The organism is Viridibacillus soli (assembly GCF_016612995.1).
GTDB lineage: Bacteria > Bacillota > Bacilli > Bacillales_A > Planococcaceae > Viridibacillus > Viridibacillus soli.
On the sequence record NZ_JAEOAH010000009.1, the window covers coordinates 32,933 to 49,297 of the forward strand.

17 protein-coding genes and 3 pseudogenes are annotated in these 16,365 nt (G+C 33.9%); 11 read left to right on the forward strand and 9 right to left on the reverse strand.

Annotated features, from left to right (window positions below):
* Positions 1-114 precede the first annotated feature (114 nt).
* The 5 genes from JFL43_RS09475 to JFL43_RS23475 form a co-directional block, all read right to left on the reverse strand.
* Positions 115-666, reverse strand: coding sequence for a DUF1572 family protein (locus tag JFL43_RS09475; RefSeq protein ID WP_200748857.1), 552 nt, complete (start codon positions 664-666; stop codon positions 115-117).
* Between the two features lie 169 nt (positions 667-835).
* Positions 836-1,252, reverse strand: a complete 417-nt coding sequence (locus JFL43_RS09480; RefSeq protein ID WP_200748858.1) for a hypothetical protein — start codon at positions 1,250-1,252, stop codon at positions 836-838.
* A gap of 41 nt (positions 1,253-1,293) precedes the next feature.
* Positions 1,294-1,902 carry a zinc dependent phospholipase C family protein gene (locus tag JFL43_RS09485; protein WP_200748859.1) on the reverse strand — a complete coding sequence of 203 codons (609 nt, stop codon included), beginning with the start codon at positions 1,900-1,902 and terminating at the stop codon, positions 1,294-1,296.
* A gap of 100 nt (positions 1,903-2,002) precedes the next feature.
* Positions 2,003-2,209, reverse strand: a complete 207-nt coding sequence (locus JFL43_RS09490; protein WP_100796935.1) for a transcription initiation factor TFIIIB — start codon at positions 2,207-2,209, stop codon at positions 2,003-2,005.
* A 255-nt stretch (positions 2,210-2,464) separates the two neighbouring features.
* A complete protein-coding gene (locus JFL43_RS23475; RefSeq protein WP_200748892.1) occupies positions 2,465-2,581 on the reverse strand; it encodes a DUF4177 domain-containing protein in 117 nt (38 codons plus the stop codon).
* 540 nt (positions 2,582-3,121) lie between these two features.
* On the opposite strand from JFL43_RS23475, the gene JFL43_RS09500 reads away from it, so the two are divergent.
* From JFL43_RS09500 to JFL43_RS09510, 3 genes are all read left to right on the forward strand, one after another.
* Positions 3,122-3,859, forward strand: coding sequence for a hypothetical protein (locus JFL43_RS09500; RefSeq protein ID WP_200748860.1), 738 nt, complete (start codon positions 3,122-3,124; stop codon positions 3,857-3,859).
* Positions 3,860-4,287: 428 nt separating this feature from the next.
* Positions 4,288-5,169, forward strand: coding sequence for a hypothetical protein (locus JFL43_RS09505; RefSeq protein WP_200748861.1), 882 nt, complete (start codon positions 4,288-4,290; stop codon positions 5,167-5,169).
* A gap of 92 nt (positions 5,170-5,261) precedes the next feature.
* The gene (locus JFL43_RS09510) at positions 5,262-5,951 is read left to right on the forward strand and encodes an aspartate/glutamate racemase family protein (protein WP_200748862.1); all 690 of its coding nucleotides are present in this window, start codon (positions 5,262-5,264) and stop codon (positions 5,949-5,951) included.
* A 186-nt stretch (positions 5,952-6,137) separates the two neighbouring features.
* Here the strand turns inward: JFL43_RS09510 and JFL43_RS09515 are convergent, their stop codons facing one another.
* From JFL43_RS09515 to JFL43_RS09520, 3 genes and pseudogenes are all read right to left on the reverse strand, one after another.
* Entirely contained in the window at positions 6,138-6,863 is a 726-nt protein-coding gene (locus JFL43_RS09515; RefSeq protein ID WP_200748863.1) for a hypothetical protein, read from the reverse strand.
* Between the two features lie 226 nt (positions 6,864-7,089).
* Positions 7,090-7,248: pseudogene (locus JFL43_RS23480) on the reverse strand (IS5/IS1182 family transposase); the annotation flags it as partial.
* Between the two features lie 3 nt (positions 7,249-7,251).
* Positions 7,252-7,433, reverse strand: a pseudogene (locus JFL43_RS09520) (IS5/IS1182 family transposase); the annotation flags it as partial.
* Between the two features lie 453 nt (positions 7,434-7,886).
* On the opposite strand from JFL43_RS09520, the gene JFL43_RS09525 reads away from it, so the two are divergent.
* Positions 7,887-9,038, forward strand: coding sequence for an MFS transporter (locus tag JFL43_RS09525; protein WP_200748864.1), 1,152 nt, complete (start codon positions 7,887-7,889; stop codon positions 9,036-9,038).
* Positions 9,039-9,235: 197 nt separating this feature from the next.
* Here the strand turns inward: JFL43_RS09525 and JFL43_RS09530 are convergent, their stop codons facing one another.
* The gene (locus JFL43_RS09530) at positions 9,236-10,564 is read right to left on the reverse strand and encodes a helix-turn-helix domain-containing protein (RefSeq protein ID WP_200748865.1); all 1,329 of its coding nucleotides are present in this window, start codon (positions 10,562-10,564) and stop codon (positions 9,236-9,238) included.
* Positions 10,565-10,763: 199 nt separating this feature from the next.
* Here JFL43_RS09530 and JFL43_RS09535 point away from each other — a divergent pair.
* From JFL43_RS09535 to JFL43_RS09565, 7 genes and pseudogenes are all read left to right on the forward strand, one after another.
* Positions 10,764-10,973 (forward strand): annotated as a pseudogene (locus JFL43_RS09535) (aldehyde dehydrogenase family protein); the annotation flags it as partial.
* A gap of 12 nt (positions 10,974-10,985) precedes the next feature.
* Positions 10,986-11,381, forward strand: a complete 396-nt coding sequence (locus tag JFL43_RS09540) for a carboxymuconolactone decarboxylase family protein (protein ID WP_100796943.1) — start codon at positions 10,986-10,988, stop codon at positions 11,379-11,381.
* A gap of 10 nt (positions 11,382-11,391) precedes the next feature.
* Complete coding sequence (locus JFL43_RS09545; protein WP_325166658.1) at positions 11,392-12,297, forward strand: NAD(P)-dependent oxidoreductase; 906 nt, start codon at positions 11,392-11,394, stop codon at positions 12,295-12,297.
* An 11-nt stretch (positions 12,298-12,308) separates the two neighbouring features.
* Positions 12,309-13,118, forward strand: coding sequence for a DUF3100 domain-containing protein (locus tag JFL43_RS09550; protein WP_100796945.1), 810 nt, complete (start codon positions 12,309-12,311; stop codon positions 13,116-13,118).
* Between the two features lie 29 nt (positions 13,119-13,147).
* Positions 13,148-13,591, forward strand: a complete 444-nt coding sequence (locus tag JFL43_RS09555; protein WP_200748868.1) for a hypothetical protein — start codon at positions 13,148-13,150, stop codon at positions 13,589-13,591.
* 246 nt (positions 13,592-13,837) lie between these two features.
* Positions 13,838-14,332, forward strand: coding sequence for a GNAT family N-acetyltransferase (locus JFL43_RS09560; protein ID WP_234447700.1), 495 nt, complete (start codon positions 13,838-13,840; stop codon positions 14,330-14,332).
* 162 nt (positions 14,333-14,494) lie between these two features.
* Complete coding sequence (locus JFL43_RS09565; RefSeq protein ID WP_234447701.1) at positions 14,495-16,333, forward strand: serine hydrolase domain-containing protein; 1,839 nt, start codon at positions 14,495-14,497, stop codon at positions 16,331-16,333.
* Positions 16,334-16,365: the final 32 nt, after the last annotated feature.

Below are 16,365 nucleotides of genomic sequence, written 5' to 3' on the forward strand. Positions count from 1 at the left end.
GCATATCCGATAGAATCCTCTATTGTAGCTTTGGAATATAGTTTGATTAAAAAACCTTAACGAATCCTTTTTTAATAAGAAACGAAAAACACTCCATTTTGAAAAAAGATTGATCTAATCTTTGTTTATTTTGCCTTGGTGTTTATCAAGCATTTGGTTTAAAAATTCTTCTGATTTTCCTTTTGGAATACTGAGATTCTCCCATTTATTATCTTTTATTTGCTTACCAATAAAAACTATTTGCCCCACGTGATAAGCATAATGTGCCATTTGTCTTTCAATAGCCTCTAAAACTAAATGCCTTTCTCCACGAATGTATATATTTTTTAATAAATCTTGTTCACTTAAACCAGTTAATGTATCAATTAGGGTTGTCCAGCCTTTTTCCCAAACAATAGTTAGCTCGGATTTTGAAGATATATCTTCTATAAATTCTTCATCACGATTTCTATATTCCTTTTCTCCGTCTGAAGTTAAAAAGTCAGTCCACCTTGAAATCATATTTCCACTCAAATGCTTTACTATTACTGCAACACTATTTGACTCGATATTATAAGACCAAAGTATTTCCACTTCAGATAATTGATTTATCGTTTTATCTCCAAGGCTTTTTACACTTTTAAATCTTTCAATTACAATCTTTAAATATTTGTTTCCAATATTCATAATTATTCCCTCCTCAAAATACATAATCTCTTGAAATTAACTTTACTTAATTTTACCATTATAGTTAAAAAATGCAACAACCTTCAACTATCCAGCTCTTTTAATTCAACAAGAATAAAGAGCCGTCTAAGCAGCCCCGTAATCTTCAACTCAATCCTCCGTTACTTTGCTAAAAATCTACTTTTGAATTTAGTATTTCAAGAAATTCCTTTTGATGACTCTCATTTTTAATCCTAAAGGCTTCATTTTTAGTATATAAAATAATGAATGTACTATCACCAGACTTTTTCCATACATTTAAAACATCTGTAGTATCATCTTCAAATGTCAGAGTAACTCTGAAATCCTCTCTATAAGCCATTTCATATGATATATTTCTTTCGTGATTTGCTCCATTTAATATCTTTTTAAAAGTTTTTAATTTAGAACTGTCTCTAATAATTATTCCTTCATCAAATTGATTCGTCTCTCTATCTAATTTTTGCACTTTTATGCTCTCAGTATTTGAAAACCCATTAGATAATATTAAAAAAACACCAATGATAATTACTACAATTCCTATAAGCAGCAAAAACCATTTCTTCATAAATTCTCCCCTTTAGTTGAAGGTTATAATTTAAAAGTATATTAAGTAAGTATAGGTTTTATATTCAATAAACCCTTATCAACGGATGTCTCTATATAACCAACTATCTGATTAAACGTAAATACATTAAGTTTTTCATTTATAACTTCCATATCGTACTCCATATCGCCTAATACATAAGGAATGAATTCTTCAACATCTTTGGACTTAACCTCTTGCAAATCAAAGGTTGTAGGAAGATAACTGAGCCTTTTTCTTAATTCATCTGTAAAACCATAGTATTCTAATAATTTTCCATTCAGTAATCGGAAATCATTATGGTATAAATTAAATATTTCTTTATTAGCTTCCATTCTGTTTTTCAACCAAGGGAGATAAAAACCTTTCAGCCATATATCATCAGCGATTAAATGTGTAAAATATCCCAATATATAATGACTTTCTACTTGCGAACTATATTTATGTAAAAAACCTTTATAATCAATGCTTCTTGAATAATCTTGTACTTCCCCTTTAAAGAAATGTGATAAGTCTTTAGGTGAAACAGCATCTGGAGCAATGTCTCCAAGTAAAAATGGTGTTCTATCTTCTATCGATAGACACTCTGCAATTCTATTAGCAATAACCAAGTGCATTATTCTTGAACCCATAATTCCCCTCACCCTTCAATGATTTCTTTAACTATTCTGTCACGTTAGTGAAAGAGTGTCACTGCCAATTCCAGAAACGCCCCCGTTACTTGAGTAACATCTAAAGTGTCCCCTTAAATTTCTCTGGCTTTTTTACATAGCTTTCGATTATAAATCCACATTCAGTACAAATAATGTATTCAACAACTGCCCCAACAAAGTTCATCTTATTAACTGGGAACATAGCCCCATATCCACTACGCTTACCTTTACCCAATTCTTTTCCACCACATTTTGGGCATTCTGTTACTTTCGTAGAATGTTTCATTTGAAAACCTCCCCTTTAGATATATGTAAACCAATTCCAATTAAAGAAACTCCTTGTGTTATTACCTTTCAATTGATTGAATCATTAAATTGTGGTTTTTCTGATGTTCTTAATAAAATTGCGAATGAACGGTAAATTGGTTTCATCTTCTTCAACTAACTGGCTTCTTTAGTTTAATAACTTCAACAAAAAGGAGCGTTAATCCTTCCTGGATCAACGCCTCTGTTACTTGAATAAGAACGAGTATACCCAATATTATTTGAGTTCTCTTTCAAAGATAAGCTGTATTTTAAGTGCTTGTCCACCAGCACCGAATGGTAATGGTTCAAGCGTGTGTAAACGCCAACCTTCTTGTGCATGTTCTTTTACAATACCTTCATAATCTTATTTTGGTTTGCCACTTAATGCACCTACTTGAACTTGAATAAATTTATAATCATACATTTTCAGTACCTCCAAATATAAAAATTTGATAATTCTCTATTATACGATTTGGAAAATATTGGTTTCATTTTATTCTGTTAAATACATAAAAACTTTAATTCAACTAACCTTCCTCTATAAACATTGATGTATCAACGGAGGTTAGTTGAATAAGCATATTTGAAATTGAACGATATTTTTTCATATAAAGTCAGGTGTGTTGATTAGGGGAATATTATGTTGTTATTTACCGTTAAAATGGTTTTTATGTTCAATATTAACGTATGTTACTACATTTTTTAGTTGATAGTAGCGGAGGGGGTTCGACTCCCGCGGAAAGCGAGCATCCCGTAGCGGAAATACCTCCTATTTTAATGGTGATGGTTAAAATTGGTTAATTAACATACCTGATATAAAGTAGTAGATTACATTTAGTTATAATGTATAATATTGGGTAATAAACAAATATTTCAAAAGGAGTGGGAGAAGATGAAAAAATATTTATACGCAGGGATTTTACTTGGAACTGTCATGTTAGCAGGATGTAATGAAAATGAGGAAACAGAAAAACAAGGAGAGGTAGAGACTGCGGTTTTAGTTGATGAACAAACAGTTGAAGTTGAGCCTATATCTAATTCTGATAAAAATAAAGTGGATTCGGCAACTCCTTTAAAATTAACTAAAGAACAAAAGGCAGATTATCACAAGCAGTATGTGAAAATTGTGGAAGAAGTGAATCAAAGGAAATTAGGTATGGGTCTTGGAGTGCCACCAATTGAGCAGTTTCAATCAAAAGATTGGGAAGAACCGAAAGCATATGAAAAAATGGTTCAAAATATGGTCGATATATATTTGGCGGAAGAACGGGAAGCATTAAATGCTGTATCGTCAACTACGAATCAAGTCGTTACGTATGGAACTGAAGGTACGACAAAAATAACACATACTTATGTTATGGATCTTATACTTCCGATTGAAGTTACAGGTAGCTTTGAAACGCAATATAATGCAGGTGATGACCGTCAGCTGTTTGCAAAAGTAAATAATATAACAAGTATAGCAATTTCTAAAGGCAAGTGGGAGCAAACGTCTTACGAGGCTTCTTTAATCGATGGTGGTCGTACATATAGCATTCGAATTGAAGGTATCCATAGTTTTAATGGTTTATCAGCTGAGAAAGCGTTCACTATAGAGTTTAATTGTAATAAAGTAGGGGGAATATCTTAGTGCTTCAAGAGGGTATTTATGCCCCTTTCACCCGTTGATAAACAGTATGGATAAATTGGTTACATTGGTTTTGATATTGAGTATTGCTATCTATTCTCTTTTATTTTTACTATAGGGAATTATAAATGTTTAAAGCCCTTATTGGACGAACGGGTGCTTCAATAAGAACCTATGGAAATAATAAAACTTTTTTATAAAATTGCTATACAGATTAGTAAGAAAAAAATTCATTTTGATCAAACGTTATTACAAATCTATACTCGGTGTTATTGGAATGTTTATAATATCCAGTTATTTTAATCGTATAGTGAGAATCAAGAGCCTAGTAGAGTTAAATAAACACCTTTAAGTGAAATGTATAATAGGTTTTTAACGTAAAAATTATCAACATTATAATGAAATATTTATAGAACAAAGGAGCGAGAAAATTGATTATTATACCGTCAGATGAGATTTTACAACAATGGGTGGAGGACTTTGTACCGAAGAAAGATTTATTCTTCTTAACAGAAGGAGATGTTGAGAAGCTCCAAGGAGATTTGCGAAATGTACTTGTTATGCCAATAACAGAGTTTTACGGCCATACTTCATATACACAAACGGAGTTTAATAACAGCTATGAATATTGGAATATTAAAGGTGCAACACATGTAATCGCGGCAAATCCAGCTTGGATTGTCTCTGTTGCTGAAGATATTCGTGCATTCTTGCTACGCCGACAAGTAGAAGTAGAGCGTGGCATGGTGTTACCGGTAACATTCTTTTCAGATATATCAGTTGTGCCTGGGGCTTATATAATAGAGGATTCAGTAGTTTTGCAACGTAGAATGTGGGAAGAGCTGCCGCAAAGCAATAAGAAGATGATTATGAAAATGGTAGCAGAGTGGTGGGAGGATGGCGTATGTGAAGCGATTCCAGAAAAACTACCTCCGCATTTACTGACCATTGCGAATACATACGGAACGACGTCAGGTGCAAATTGCTTAGCAGCTGCTTTATTTGCTGTGAGTGGCAAGGGAAGCGAATGGTTATTACAAGAGTGGGTGCATCAGCAAGCATTTTTGAATGGTCTAAAGCAGTGTGGGTATGAAGCATTCGAAGAGGATACACAGCTTATGGCAGGCGATGTAGTCGCATGGTTGGATGACAATGAAGTAATCCAACATGCAGCATATTATATCGGTAATGGCCTATTCTTCAATAAACAAGGTCAAACTATTTTTAATGCTTGGAAAATCATGAAGCAGGAAGAATTGATCAAGAAGTGGCCGGGTATGAGAATGAACATCTATCGATATTTTGATAAATAAAATGTTATATAATTTGAAGCAAGTACTAAGCAAAGTAATCTGCTTCTTATTTAATTTTAGCTCATTTATAACAAGGATCGAGAGGGGAATATATGAAAACAATTGGATTAATAGGTGGCATGAGCTGGGAATCGTCAGCAGAATATTATAAGTTCATCAATGAAGAAGTAAAACATCAATTAGGTGGTTTGCATTCAGCCAAATGCATCTTATTTAGTGTGGATTTTGAGGAAATAGAACGCTATCAAACTGTAGGGGATTGGGAAAGTGCAGGGCGTGTCTTAGCAAATGCGGCAATTTCTTTAGAGAAAGCAGGGGTTGACTTTATTGTCATTTGTACAAATACAATGCATAAAGTAGTTGATGTGATAGAAGATCAGATACATATACCAATCCTACATATTGCGGATGCAACAGCTAATCAAATTAAAGCACAGGGTATTCAGAAAATCGGTTTACTCGGTACCAAATTTACGATGGAACAAGATTTTTATAAGTCCCGTGTGGAGACATACAATATTCAGGTCATTGTACCAGAAGAAGAGGAAAGGGCTATTGTACATCAAATTATTTATGATGAGTTGTGCTTAGGCATTATAAAAGAATCTTCTAAGAAAAAGTATATAGACATCATCGATCGACTTGTCGAAGCAGGAGCTGAAGGCATTATTCTTGGTTGTACAGAAATAGGTCTGCTCATAAAACAGCAGGATGCTAATATTACTTTGTTTGATACTACTAAAATCCATGCTATTGAGTCGGTAAAACAGGCATTACAATAAGAAGTCATCATGATGAACTTCCATGTAACATAGAGTCGCTCTAACATATTAATGGAATAAAATTCAATTAAGTAGAAATCGATTGGAAAATAAAGCAGTTATAAATGGTGGAGAGTCTTATACTAGAGCAGTTAGTAGAAGGATATTAGGAAATCAGGAGCATCCAATTTAAGTAGGATGCTCTTTTTAATTTTCATTTGCAATAAATTCAATCTTTTTCATTTGGTACATATTATCTTTAAATATATATGAAATGTGAAAATTGCCTATAAAGCCACCAACAGGAGATACTTGCGCCCCTATAATAGCTGTCAATTCATTATTCAAAACATCAAATTTAATTATATTTCCAGTACTTATGTCTGAAAACAGGTTTTCGGGTTTAATACCTAAATTCTCAATATTTATGACAGTTTCTTTATTTCCTATTTTTATGATAGCTTCAGACTTAGTTAAATTTGTTTTTACATTTTTCGAAATAATAGCCATTGGATTATCCACAAGTATTTCTTTGTAAACATATCCAAGATTAGATTTAGTTTTATGAAACACATGAACATTTTGTTCTATAATACCAGTCCCGGTACCTGTTGTTAATACAATAATTAATCCTTTTTCTCCATTAGAGTTTATATCATTAAAGTATATTTTCGGACTAAAAGCTTCCTCAGAAACATTCATCCAATAGGGAAATAATCGACTATTTCCATTTACCTCTAATCTGAATTTTTGTAAATATCCATCTCTTTCGGTAGCATATAAAGTGATATTCTCCTTTGGTAATGTTGCAACAGCCCTTTCCCTTGTCACACTTTGAACAGGATTTTTATTAAAATTATCATCATTAGCTATGTTCTGCAATGGATTAAGTAATATAACTAATATTGCGAATTTTATTAATAACCAATTCATAAATTCTCCTCTACCTAATTTTCAATAGTATGGATGGAATACGCCATTAAGATACCTCTATATAAGCTTTAAAATATATTCTTTTAAAAAAGGATTTTATAGTATTTAGTACAGATAAAAAAGTTATTTACTAGATCTTTATCGCCACTTTTGTTGATACATATTGAAAAATGATAATAAAGGTGTTTAATTTCGGAGTCAAGAACCCGTGTTATTATGTTGTAAATAACTCACTATTCTTCGCTTCAATTTTATAGCGCTTTTTCGCTAAGTCTTTGAATCTTTCCGTTTCTTGAAAAGCTGCTTGCTCTTCATGTTCGGTTGATTTTATGGAAACTGAATACGTTTTGCTTTTGGCACCGTCTTTATAACAGCCATCTTGTAATGACATCCGAATCGGTGGAATCGCATTCCGTCCATTATTCAAACAATATTTTATTTTAACTCCTCTAAAATAAAAGAAAAATCAACGAGTTCCTTGATTTCACGAAGCATATTCTCTTTAGGCACAATTAAATCGTAAAGCGCCATATAAGGGCTTAGAGTGAATGTTTCTTGTTTAGAAATCATGGACAGCACCACCTTGAATTAGTCTTTTATAATAAAGGGTTAGGTGTGAATCGGAAAGAATGAAAAACTCAAAAAAACGATAAAACTAGTTGATTGGAGTGCAGGCGGCGACTCCTTGGGGAACTAGCGAACATCTTGAGACCCCGCAGGAGCGTTAGCGACGAGGAGGCTCAAGGTTCGTCCCCAGGAAAGCGTCCGCCGGAACGGAAATTAACGGCATCGAAGAAAAAGCCAAGGCTAAAATTCATTTTATGGACTTTTTCAGTGCTCTCTTTGTAGATTAGGAGTTATTTTTTGATTGTATAAAAATATTTACTTAGTTATCACTTTTTGACAATGAATATGATATGATTGCAGTTCTCGGTAAAAGGGTCCTATCATTTGTAACGATAAAGATGAGACTCAAATACTTAGTAAAATAAGGATGTGGTTTGAAAGGACGTTTTTTTACATATGCAATTACATCATAGATTAAAGATTTTCAATTTTTTGTTTTTTGGTATGCTTGCTTTGTTTATACCATTTTTACCGGTTTATTTAGCTGAGCGTGGTTTATCTCCGAGTGAGATTGGACTTGTCGTAGGGACAGGTGGGTTCGTAACGATTATTACGCAACCGTTATGGGGTTTCATTAGTGATAAGACAAAAACAATTCGGAAAATATTATTATTGTTATTAGTAGTAGCTAGTTTATTTGGCTATTTTTTGTTTAGCGTTAATGACTTTGTTCTATTAGTCATTTTTGCGATGCTTGTCTATTTCTTCTTAATGCCGATTGACCCATTAATGGAAAGCTTGAATTTTACAGTAGCAGAAGCAGCGAAAATTAGTTACGGTTCGATTCGTACATACGGGGCATTAGGATATGCACTGTTGTCGCTTGTAACAGGCTATATCATGTCATACTTTGGTAACAACAGTGTTGGTATCCTTTTTGTAGTACTAGGTGTATTAGGGATTCTTATTATTTTGAAAATGCCCGATGCTCCGACATCTTCAAAACCAGTAACGATAGGTGGCTTGAAGAGCTTTTTGAGTAATAAGCAAACATTGGCTTTTTTAATACTCGTATTTATTTGCTCGGTGCCAGCACGTATGAATGATACGTTTTTAGGTGTCCATATACGTACACTAGGTGGTAGCACCGAGCTTGTTGGACAAGCATTTTTCTTCGCTGCATCTAGTGAAATTATCGTTTTTGCACTAAGCTTCTGGTGGCTTCGTCAAGGGAAGGAAATGCTAATTATTACGATTGCAGCCCTTTTCTTCTTTGTACGGTTTTTCATTTCAGCATGGATTACAGACCCGCAAATGCTAGTATTCGTCCAATTATTACAAATGCTCACATTCCCAATCTTCTATACTGCCGCGATTCAATACTTATATCGTATTGTACCCGTCGAATGGCGAGCAACAGGTCAAACTGTGCTAGCACTTCTATTCTTCGGCGTATCAAGTATCATCGCCTCATATGCAGGTGGATTTCTTTACAACGCATTAACTGGACAACAGTTCTATCTAGTTGTATCGGCAATATCGTTGGCAGGAACGGTATTTGGATTAGTATTGTTAGTTGTAAATCGAAGTAAGAAAACAGTTGAATAGTGAAATGAAAATCTCTCTTTATCTTTTGATAAAGGGAGATTTTTCATAGGGATATGTATAAATTAATAGATCAACTAAGAACTTCTCCAATCCGTTCGTATCACGGTTATTATTTGTGATTTCAAAGAAAAATAAATTCAGCATTTATTTATGTAGATCTTAATTTGGAAGTTATCTCGCAACAGAATAAAAAATGTCTATATCTGAATTTTATATACTTTTCGAGGTCTCCCACGTCCAGGTGGCTGTTCTTCTCCAGTAATCATTGCAAAGTTATATTGCTCTAATGTTTTTAAAATGCGACTAGCTGCTCTTAATGATATATCAAATGCTTCCGCTAAATGATGAACGGTTAATTCTTTTGTCGATGAATGTTCTAGTAATGACACTAGACGGGTGATCGTAACAGCACTTAAATTAGTTGTATTTGAAATTTCTATTAAGTGTTCCTCCTTTAATTTAGTTGAAAATGATAGAGGCGGAGTGTCATTTATTAATAATGGCCCTGTCAATTCTCCATATTCACTGCAAATATAACAGCATGATTTTTTCTTTGTATTTGAAAATTTCAAAGCTTTTTCAGCGTGAATTTCGGCTTTTGACGTATCGTCACCAATCCCAATCCCTACAGATATGTTACTACCAATTTGTTCTTCCAACTTATTTAACAAGGGAAAACGTTTAAATCTATCAGTTAGATTTTTTGCCATTTGTTTATTTGTGTATATATTAACTTGTGTGTCATTTATAAATGTCAATGACATCTGATTTTCTTCACAAAAGTCAATAATAATTTCTTCAAATGCAATTTTTGTTCTGAAGTATTGATATTTGTTTTGAGGCCTTCTATCTGTTTTATGCCATTGTATTAATATAGCCGTTGTTTGAAGCTCAGTATTTAGGAGTGCGGCTATATTTGCATTTAATATACTTATAGCTGATTTTATACTAGCGTGTGTAGCTTTTACTCTTTTTACTGGAATACCTCGATGCTCCAATTCTTTTGCAACACTTGTTAGACAAGTAATCGCGCATTTACTACTGCCGTTCATAAAATTACTTTCATGCTGATCTGCCCAGTCTTTCGTAGTATAGGTTACTTCATTTTGTAAGGGGATAAAAGAATGATCCTCTAACCCAATCTCTGAAATAGAATTAAGTACCTCTAGTTTACTAAGCACATCTATCGTGAAAGGAGTAAATTGAAAGAGTTGGCCTGCATTTTCAATTGCAAGTTCAAACAAAGTTTTATAAATTGCTGATCCATCATAATGTACGCAAATAGGTATCGGCCCTACGTAATTAATTAATTGACTACTCATATATATTTCGTATGCCATTTGTCCAGCAAAAAGTAATATATCACATTCGAATAATAAATCCTGCTCAATATTCCTCGTTTCTTCAACGTGTTTAATGATAAATAGTTTGTACTCAATATTTAATTCGTTTTCTATATTCATTTGATCCATGATTCTATTTACTAAATCGATAGGACCGACAATTCCTACTAATAATACTTCCATAATCTTCAAACCAATCCTTTCAGTACTATACTACCATTATATTAGTTTACTGCAATTCTCTAAAATTATAATCAATTAATAAAATATGACATTTGCAAATATAGGTTAAAAATGTTAATATTTAGATAATTATTTATTGACTATTTATCAACCTTGTCAAAAATAGGGACTTGCTACAGCATTATGAACTAATGATGTAGAAAAAGTGCATGATTTAGCGAGGAAATTCGAATCTTGTATTGTGTGGCTGAACACAGTACATACTCTTTCTCCAAGCTTAGGATACGGCGGTTATAGGGATAGCAGTATTGGTTTAGAAGAGGGAATTGAAGTTATGGAACAATATATGACAGTAAAAAAGATTAGGATTAACTACGGTGAATATACAGTACCATTTCAGAAACAATGAGGAGGACTTACGATGAACCCAGAAAATTTAAAAGCAGGATTTAAAGCAAGAGAAGAAGTTCTAGGTAAAGAAAATGTTGAGAAATTTATTGAAAACACAAATGAATTCAATCAACCATTTCATGAATTAGCAATGGAGTACTGTTGGGGAGATATTTGGAATCGTCCTGGTTTAGATAGAAGAACGAGAAGTTTAGTAAATTTGGGCATTCTAACGGCACTAAATTATCAAAATGAATTAAGTATTCATCTTAGTGGTGCTATTAGAAACGGCTGTACTAAAGAAGAAATACAAGAAGTTTTATTACAGTGCTCAATATACTGTGGTGTACCAGCAGCAGGAACTAGTATTGCTACTGCAAATGCATTTTTTCAAGAATTAGAGAAAGAGCAGCAAAGGGGAGATTGAATTGTTAAAAGTGGGCGTAATTGGTTGCGGAGCAATGGGGAAAGGAATTGTCAAAAACTTTGTAAAAGCAGGTTATGAGGTTTTTGTCTTTGATCCGAACCCTCAAGTGATTCCTTGGATTAAGGAAATAGGTGCTGTTTTTTCCGGAACTTTAAAAGATATTGCTGAAGCAGTGGATATTATGGTATCTTCATTACCTACGACTGACATTGTACGTCAATCATACATAGGAGAAAATGGTGTTTTTAATAGTTTGAAAAAAGGTTCTATTATTATTGATATGAGTACAACTGATGCTGAAACAGCAATCGATTTGGCAAAGGTAGCAGAAGAATTAGGTTTGTTATTTTATGATTGCCCAGTTAGTGGCGGTCCTGCAGGTGCTGATAGCGGTACACTTACGATTATGGTAGGTGGTAATATTCAAGAATACGAGAAAGTACTTCCAATATTAGAAGTGGTAGGCGAAGAAGTTTTTTACATTGGTGAAAGTGGAGCAGGGCAAATCACGAAACTTTGTCATAATATGGTGGTAGCTTCAACAATAGTTAGTTTAGGGGAAGCTCTTATTGTGGCAAAAAAAGCTGGAGTCGAACCAGAAAAAGTGGCAGAAGTATTTGCAAAAGGTACAGCTAACCGTGTATTAAATGTGTTCGGAGAAAATATTTTGAACAACCAATATGATAACGTTTTATTTAGTTTAAACCATATGCACAAGGATATTTGGTTATATACAAAAACGGCAATATCTGAGGAAGTACCATCGTTTATTGGATCAACTGTCTTTCAATTATATGAATCTGCTAAAGCAACAGGAAAAGGAAATCTAGATGCAACAGCCGTATGCCAAATACTTGAAGAATTAGCATCGACGGCGGTCAGTAGTGGATATTCTAAAGTGATACATGAGAAATAGAGGTGGATAACTTGAAAAAATTATTAAGTTGGAAAATACAGTTAATCGTATTAGCACTTGTAGTTGTAGCTGAATTTATAGGGATAAAGAATTTTGACCTTGGTATTGGAGTAGTTGCACTTTTCCCTATGCTCTATGCATTAATAATCGGTGCAGTTATTAGTTTACCTAAATTAAAGCTGTTAAGTGAGAAAGATATGAATATAGCAGCAAATATTTTAGGGATTTCATTTATGTTATTCGTGGCTAAGCTTGGAACTCTAATGGGACCATCATTGCCACAACTAATGGATGCGGGATTGTCATTAACTTTACAAGAAGTAGGACATTTCTTTGGGACAATCGTTTTTGGTTTGCCAATTGCATTGTTGCTAGGTATGAAACGCGAAGCAGTAGGAGCTACCTTCTCAATTGACCGTGAACCAAACCTTGCAATTATAGCTGAAAAATATGGTGCGGATTCTCCAGAAGGCCGTGGAGCATTAGGCGTTTATGTATGTGGGACATTATTTGGTGCAATCTATTTAACTATATTAGCTAGTATAATGGCAAATACCGGATGGTTCCACCCGATATCACTGGCGATGGGTGCAGGGGTAGGTTCAGGAAGTATGATGGCCGCAATGACTGGTGCACTCGCTATCATTTTCCCAGAATCAGCTAATGATATAGCGTTATTTGCTGGTGCTGCAAACTTAATTACAACAATTGTCGGAACTTATGTATGTATCTTCTTTTCACTGCCTGTTACCAATTATCTATATAGAAAATTGGAACCGGTTTTGGGTAGAAGATCTAGAAATTCAGAAACCAAAGCTTAAGTTCTTTAGAAGTGGAGGAACAAACGTTCATGTTAGATAAAATATATACATTTATACTTATTGGTGCAATTGCAATTATAGGAAACTGGATTGGCTATGACGTATCACCTATAGTTGCTTTGCCCGGTATGCTGATTATTGTTGCAATTACAGTATCTGGGTTTATAGTTGAAAAACTATTACCAGTAAAATTACCAGTAGTTATTTGGGTTTCATTTATTGCTTTATTAGTTACTTCGCCAATTTTCCCTGGAAATGAATCAATTTCAAAAGCAACAGGTCATATTAATTTTATGGCATTAGCAACACCAATTCTAGCTTATGCAGGACTATCTTTCGGTAAAGATTTGAAAGAGTTTAAAAAACTTGGCTGGAGAATCGTTGTTGTTTCCTTAATTGTCTATACAGGAACATTCCTTTTAGCTTCTTTAGTTGCAGAAATCGGCTTCAGAGTTACAGGGAAGTTTCACTAGTAGAAAGGGATCTTTCAGAATGTCGTTTAATCGATTTTTGGGAAGGTCTTTTTTTCTAAATGAAACAATAGAGCAATTCATTTGCATCGGTATAAGAAGACAGATGAATAGTGATATGGAAATCTCTTTGTCCTTTGGATAAGGAGATTTTTTATTAGAGTTAGATATTTCAAAAGGGTTTTGATTGCGTTTCTTTTGTAGTAATAAATACCAATTATTGATATTATTTGATTAGGAGGGGTGAGAATGAATATTCATTTAGAAAGATATAGTGATTTATATGAATCACAAATTAAGCATTATCAATTAACCAAAGAACAATTACAATTCACGGGAACACCAGTAGAGTCGGTTTTAGTCTCAAAAGACGATGAAGACTATTATCCGATATTAGTTTTAGATGATGAAGAATTAGTGGGTTACTTTGTTTTACATAAGAGAGAAGGGGTGGCGCCTTATTCTAATAATCAGAAAGCGTTATTACTTAGAACTTTTTCAACAGATTATCGCCATCAAGGTAAAGGCTATGCGAAACAGTCTTTATTAGTATTACCAACGTTTGTGAAAATACATTTTCCAGAAATAAATGAAATTGTTCTGGCCGTTAACGTAAAGAACGGTGCTGCTCAAAACTTATATCTAAAATGTGGATTTAATGATGAAGGGGTTCGAAAAATGGGCAGCCATGGAGAATTAATTATTATGAATTTAGATCTTGAGGAATCAAATGCAATTAAATAAAAGATTTATGGATAGTGTCCAATAGAAAGAGTCTACTAATTTTTTTGAATAAAACTGTTTGGAAAAATAGGTTAGTGAATTCTAGCAGTGAATAGATTCATATAGAACATAGTTGAGAAAATGTAATTTTGAGGAGGAAGAATTATTAGGAAAATCGTTTCAATGCTTATGCTCATCATAGCTGTTTGTATCTTTCCAATATCCATCTTAGCAGCAGAGAATAAGGAAGCCACACCATCTGGCATTGCTGTTTCGGAACTAAACCAACGGGTAGACGAATACGTAGCTAAGTATATCGGCACAACAACAGCGGGTGCGTCTGTCGTTATTGTAAAAGATGGTCAATTACTTGTTAATAATGCCTATGGATATGCAGATTTGGAAAAACAAAAGGAAGTCACAACGGGTACGGTTTTTGAATGGGGTTCAGCTACTAAGCTCCTTGTCTGGTCAAGTGTGATGCAACTTGTAGAGCAAGGGAAACTGGATTTAGACAAAGACATTCGAGAATATTTGCCAAAAGGATTTTTTACAAAACTACAATACAATCAACCTATTACGATGTTAAATCTCATGCACCATGATGCAGGATGGGAAGAAAAATATACTGATTTATTTTCCGTTTCAGCTGAAGCTGTAAAACCTTTAGATGAAATGCTGCACATTTCCGAACCGAAACAGGTGAAAGAGCCGGGAGAGATTGTTGCCTATTCTAACTATGGTGTTGCTCTGGCAGGTTATATTGTGGAAAAGATTGCTAATCAGCCGTTTTATGACTATGTGAACGAGAATATATTTTCTGTTCTCGATATGAAAGACACGGCAATTCATCCGTCACAAAAGGATAATAAAGAAGTTGCTGAGAAAAGGGAGTTTGTTCACGGGTATTTGGGGAATAACAAAGGTAAATTTAGCCGTTCCAAAAACGAACGTATCTATATTAGTTTGTATCCTGCTGGTAGTGCAATTGGTACAGCTGAGGATGCGGCGAAATTTATTAACGCATTAATGCCACTAGAAGGGGAAAATAGTCCACTGTTTCAAAGCAATAGAACATTAAATGATATGCTTACAACTAGTGATTTTTATGATAATGGATTACCTAGAAATGCACATGGATTTTGGCAAGGTATGTATGCTGTTGATGTGTTGGAACATGGAGGTAATACAGATAGCTTTTCTAGTAATATGACATTTTCAAAAAAAGAAAATTTAGGCGTTATTGTTATGACCAATCAAACGAGTGAATCAGGACTGAGCTATGGATTACCAGTACTAGTGTACGGTGATTATTCCGCTGCAGATGGTGAGGTGACGCTGCCAGATGCTCATGAGCTTGAAGGAACCTATAGTATGGCTAGACGTGTTTATGGAGGCTTTACCAAACTGATGGGGGCCATGATGACAGGGCAGGTAAAAGCAGTTGATAGCAATACAATTACTGGATTAGGTATGACGTTTAAACAAATTACTCCTTATATGTACCAATCTACGAATGACTATAATATATATCTTCATTTTACTATGAATAGCGGTCAAGTGGAAAAGGTGTCCATGATGACGAGTGATTTTTTACCGTTAGCTAACAGTATGAAATTGTTTATGATCTTCAGTTGTATTGCAGTGGTATTTTGTGTGTTGTATATCATTGTTTCGATAATAATGATTGTTATAAATTGTATTAGAAATAGAAAAAAGGCAGTTCTATTTACGCCAATGATGAAATACAATATGGCATTAAACTTGGCAGGAGTAGCTGTACTTATGAATGTTGCTCTTCTTGCATATAGAACGCTGAATTATGCATCCTACGCTTCATTAAGAATTCACTTTTGGATAAATTATACCTATATAGCTCTAATTGCCGTTTGTGTCATAATAATTTTCAAGCTGTGGGGTAAAACAACATCTACAAAAATGCAGAAGGTTAGTTATATACTTTCTTGCGTGACGGCTTTGCTACTGACTGTCTTAATCATTGGATGGGAACTGTACAAGTAAATATACAGTGTGTTTTATTTCTGATGTTGCAA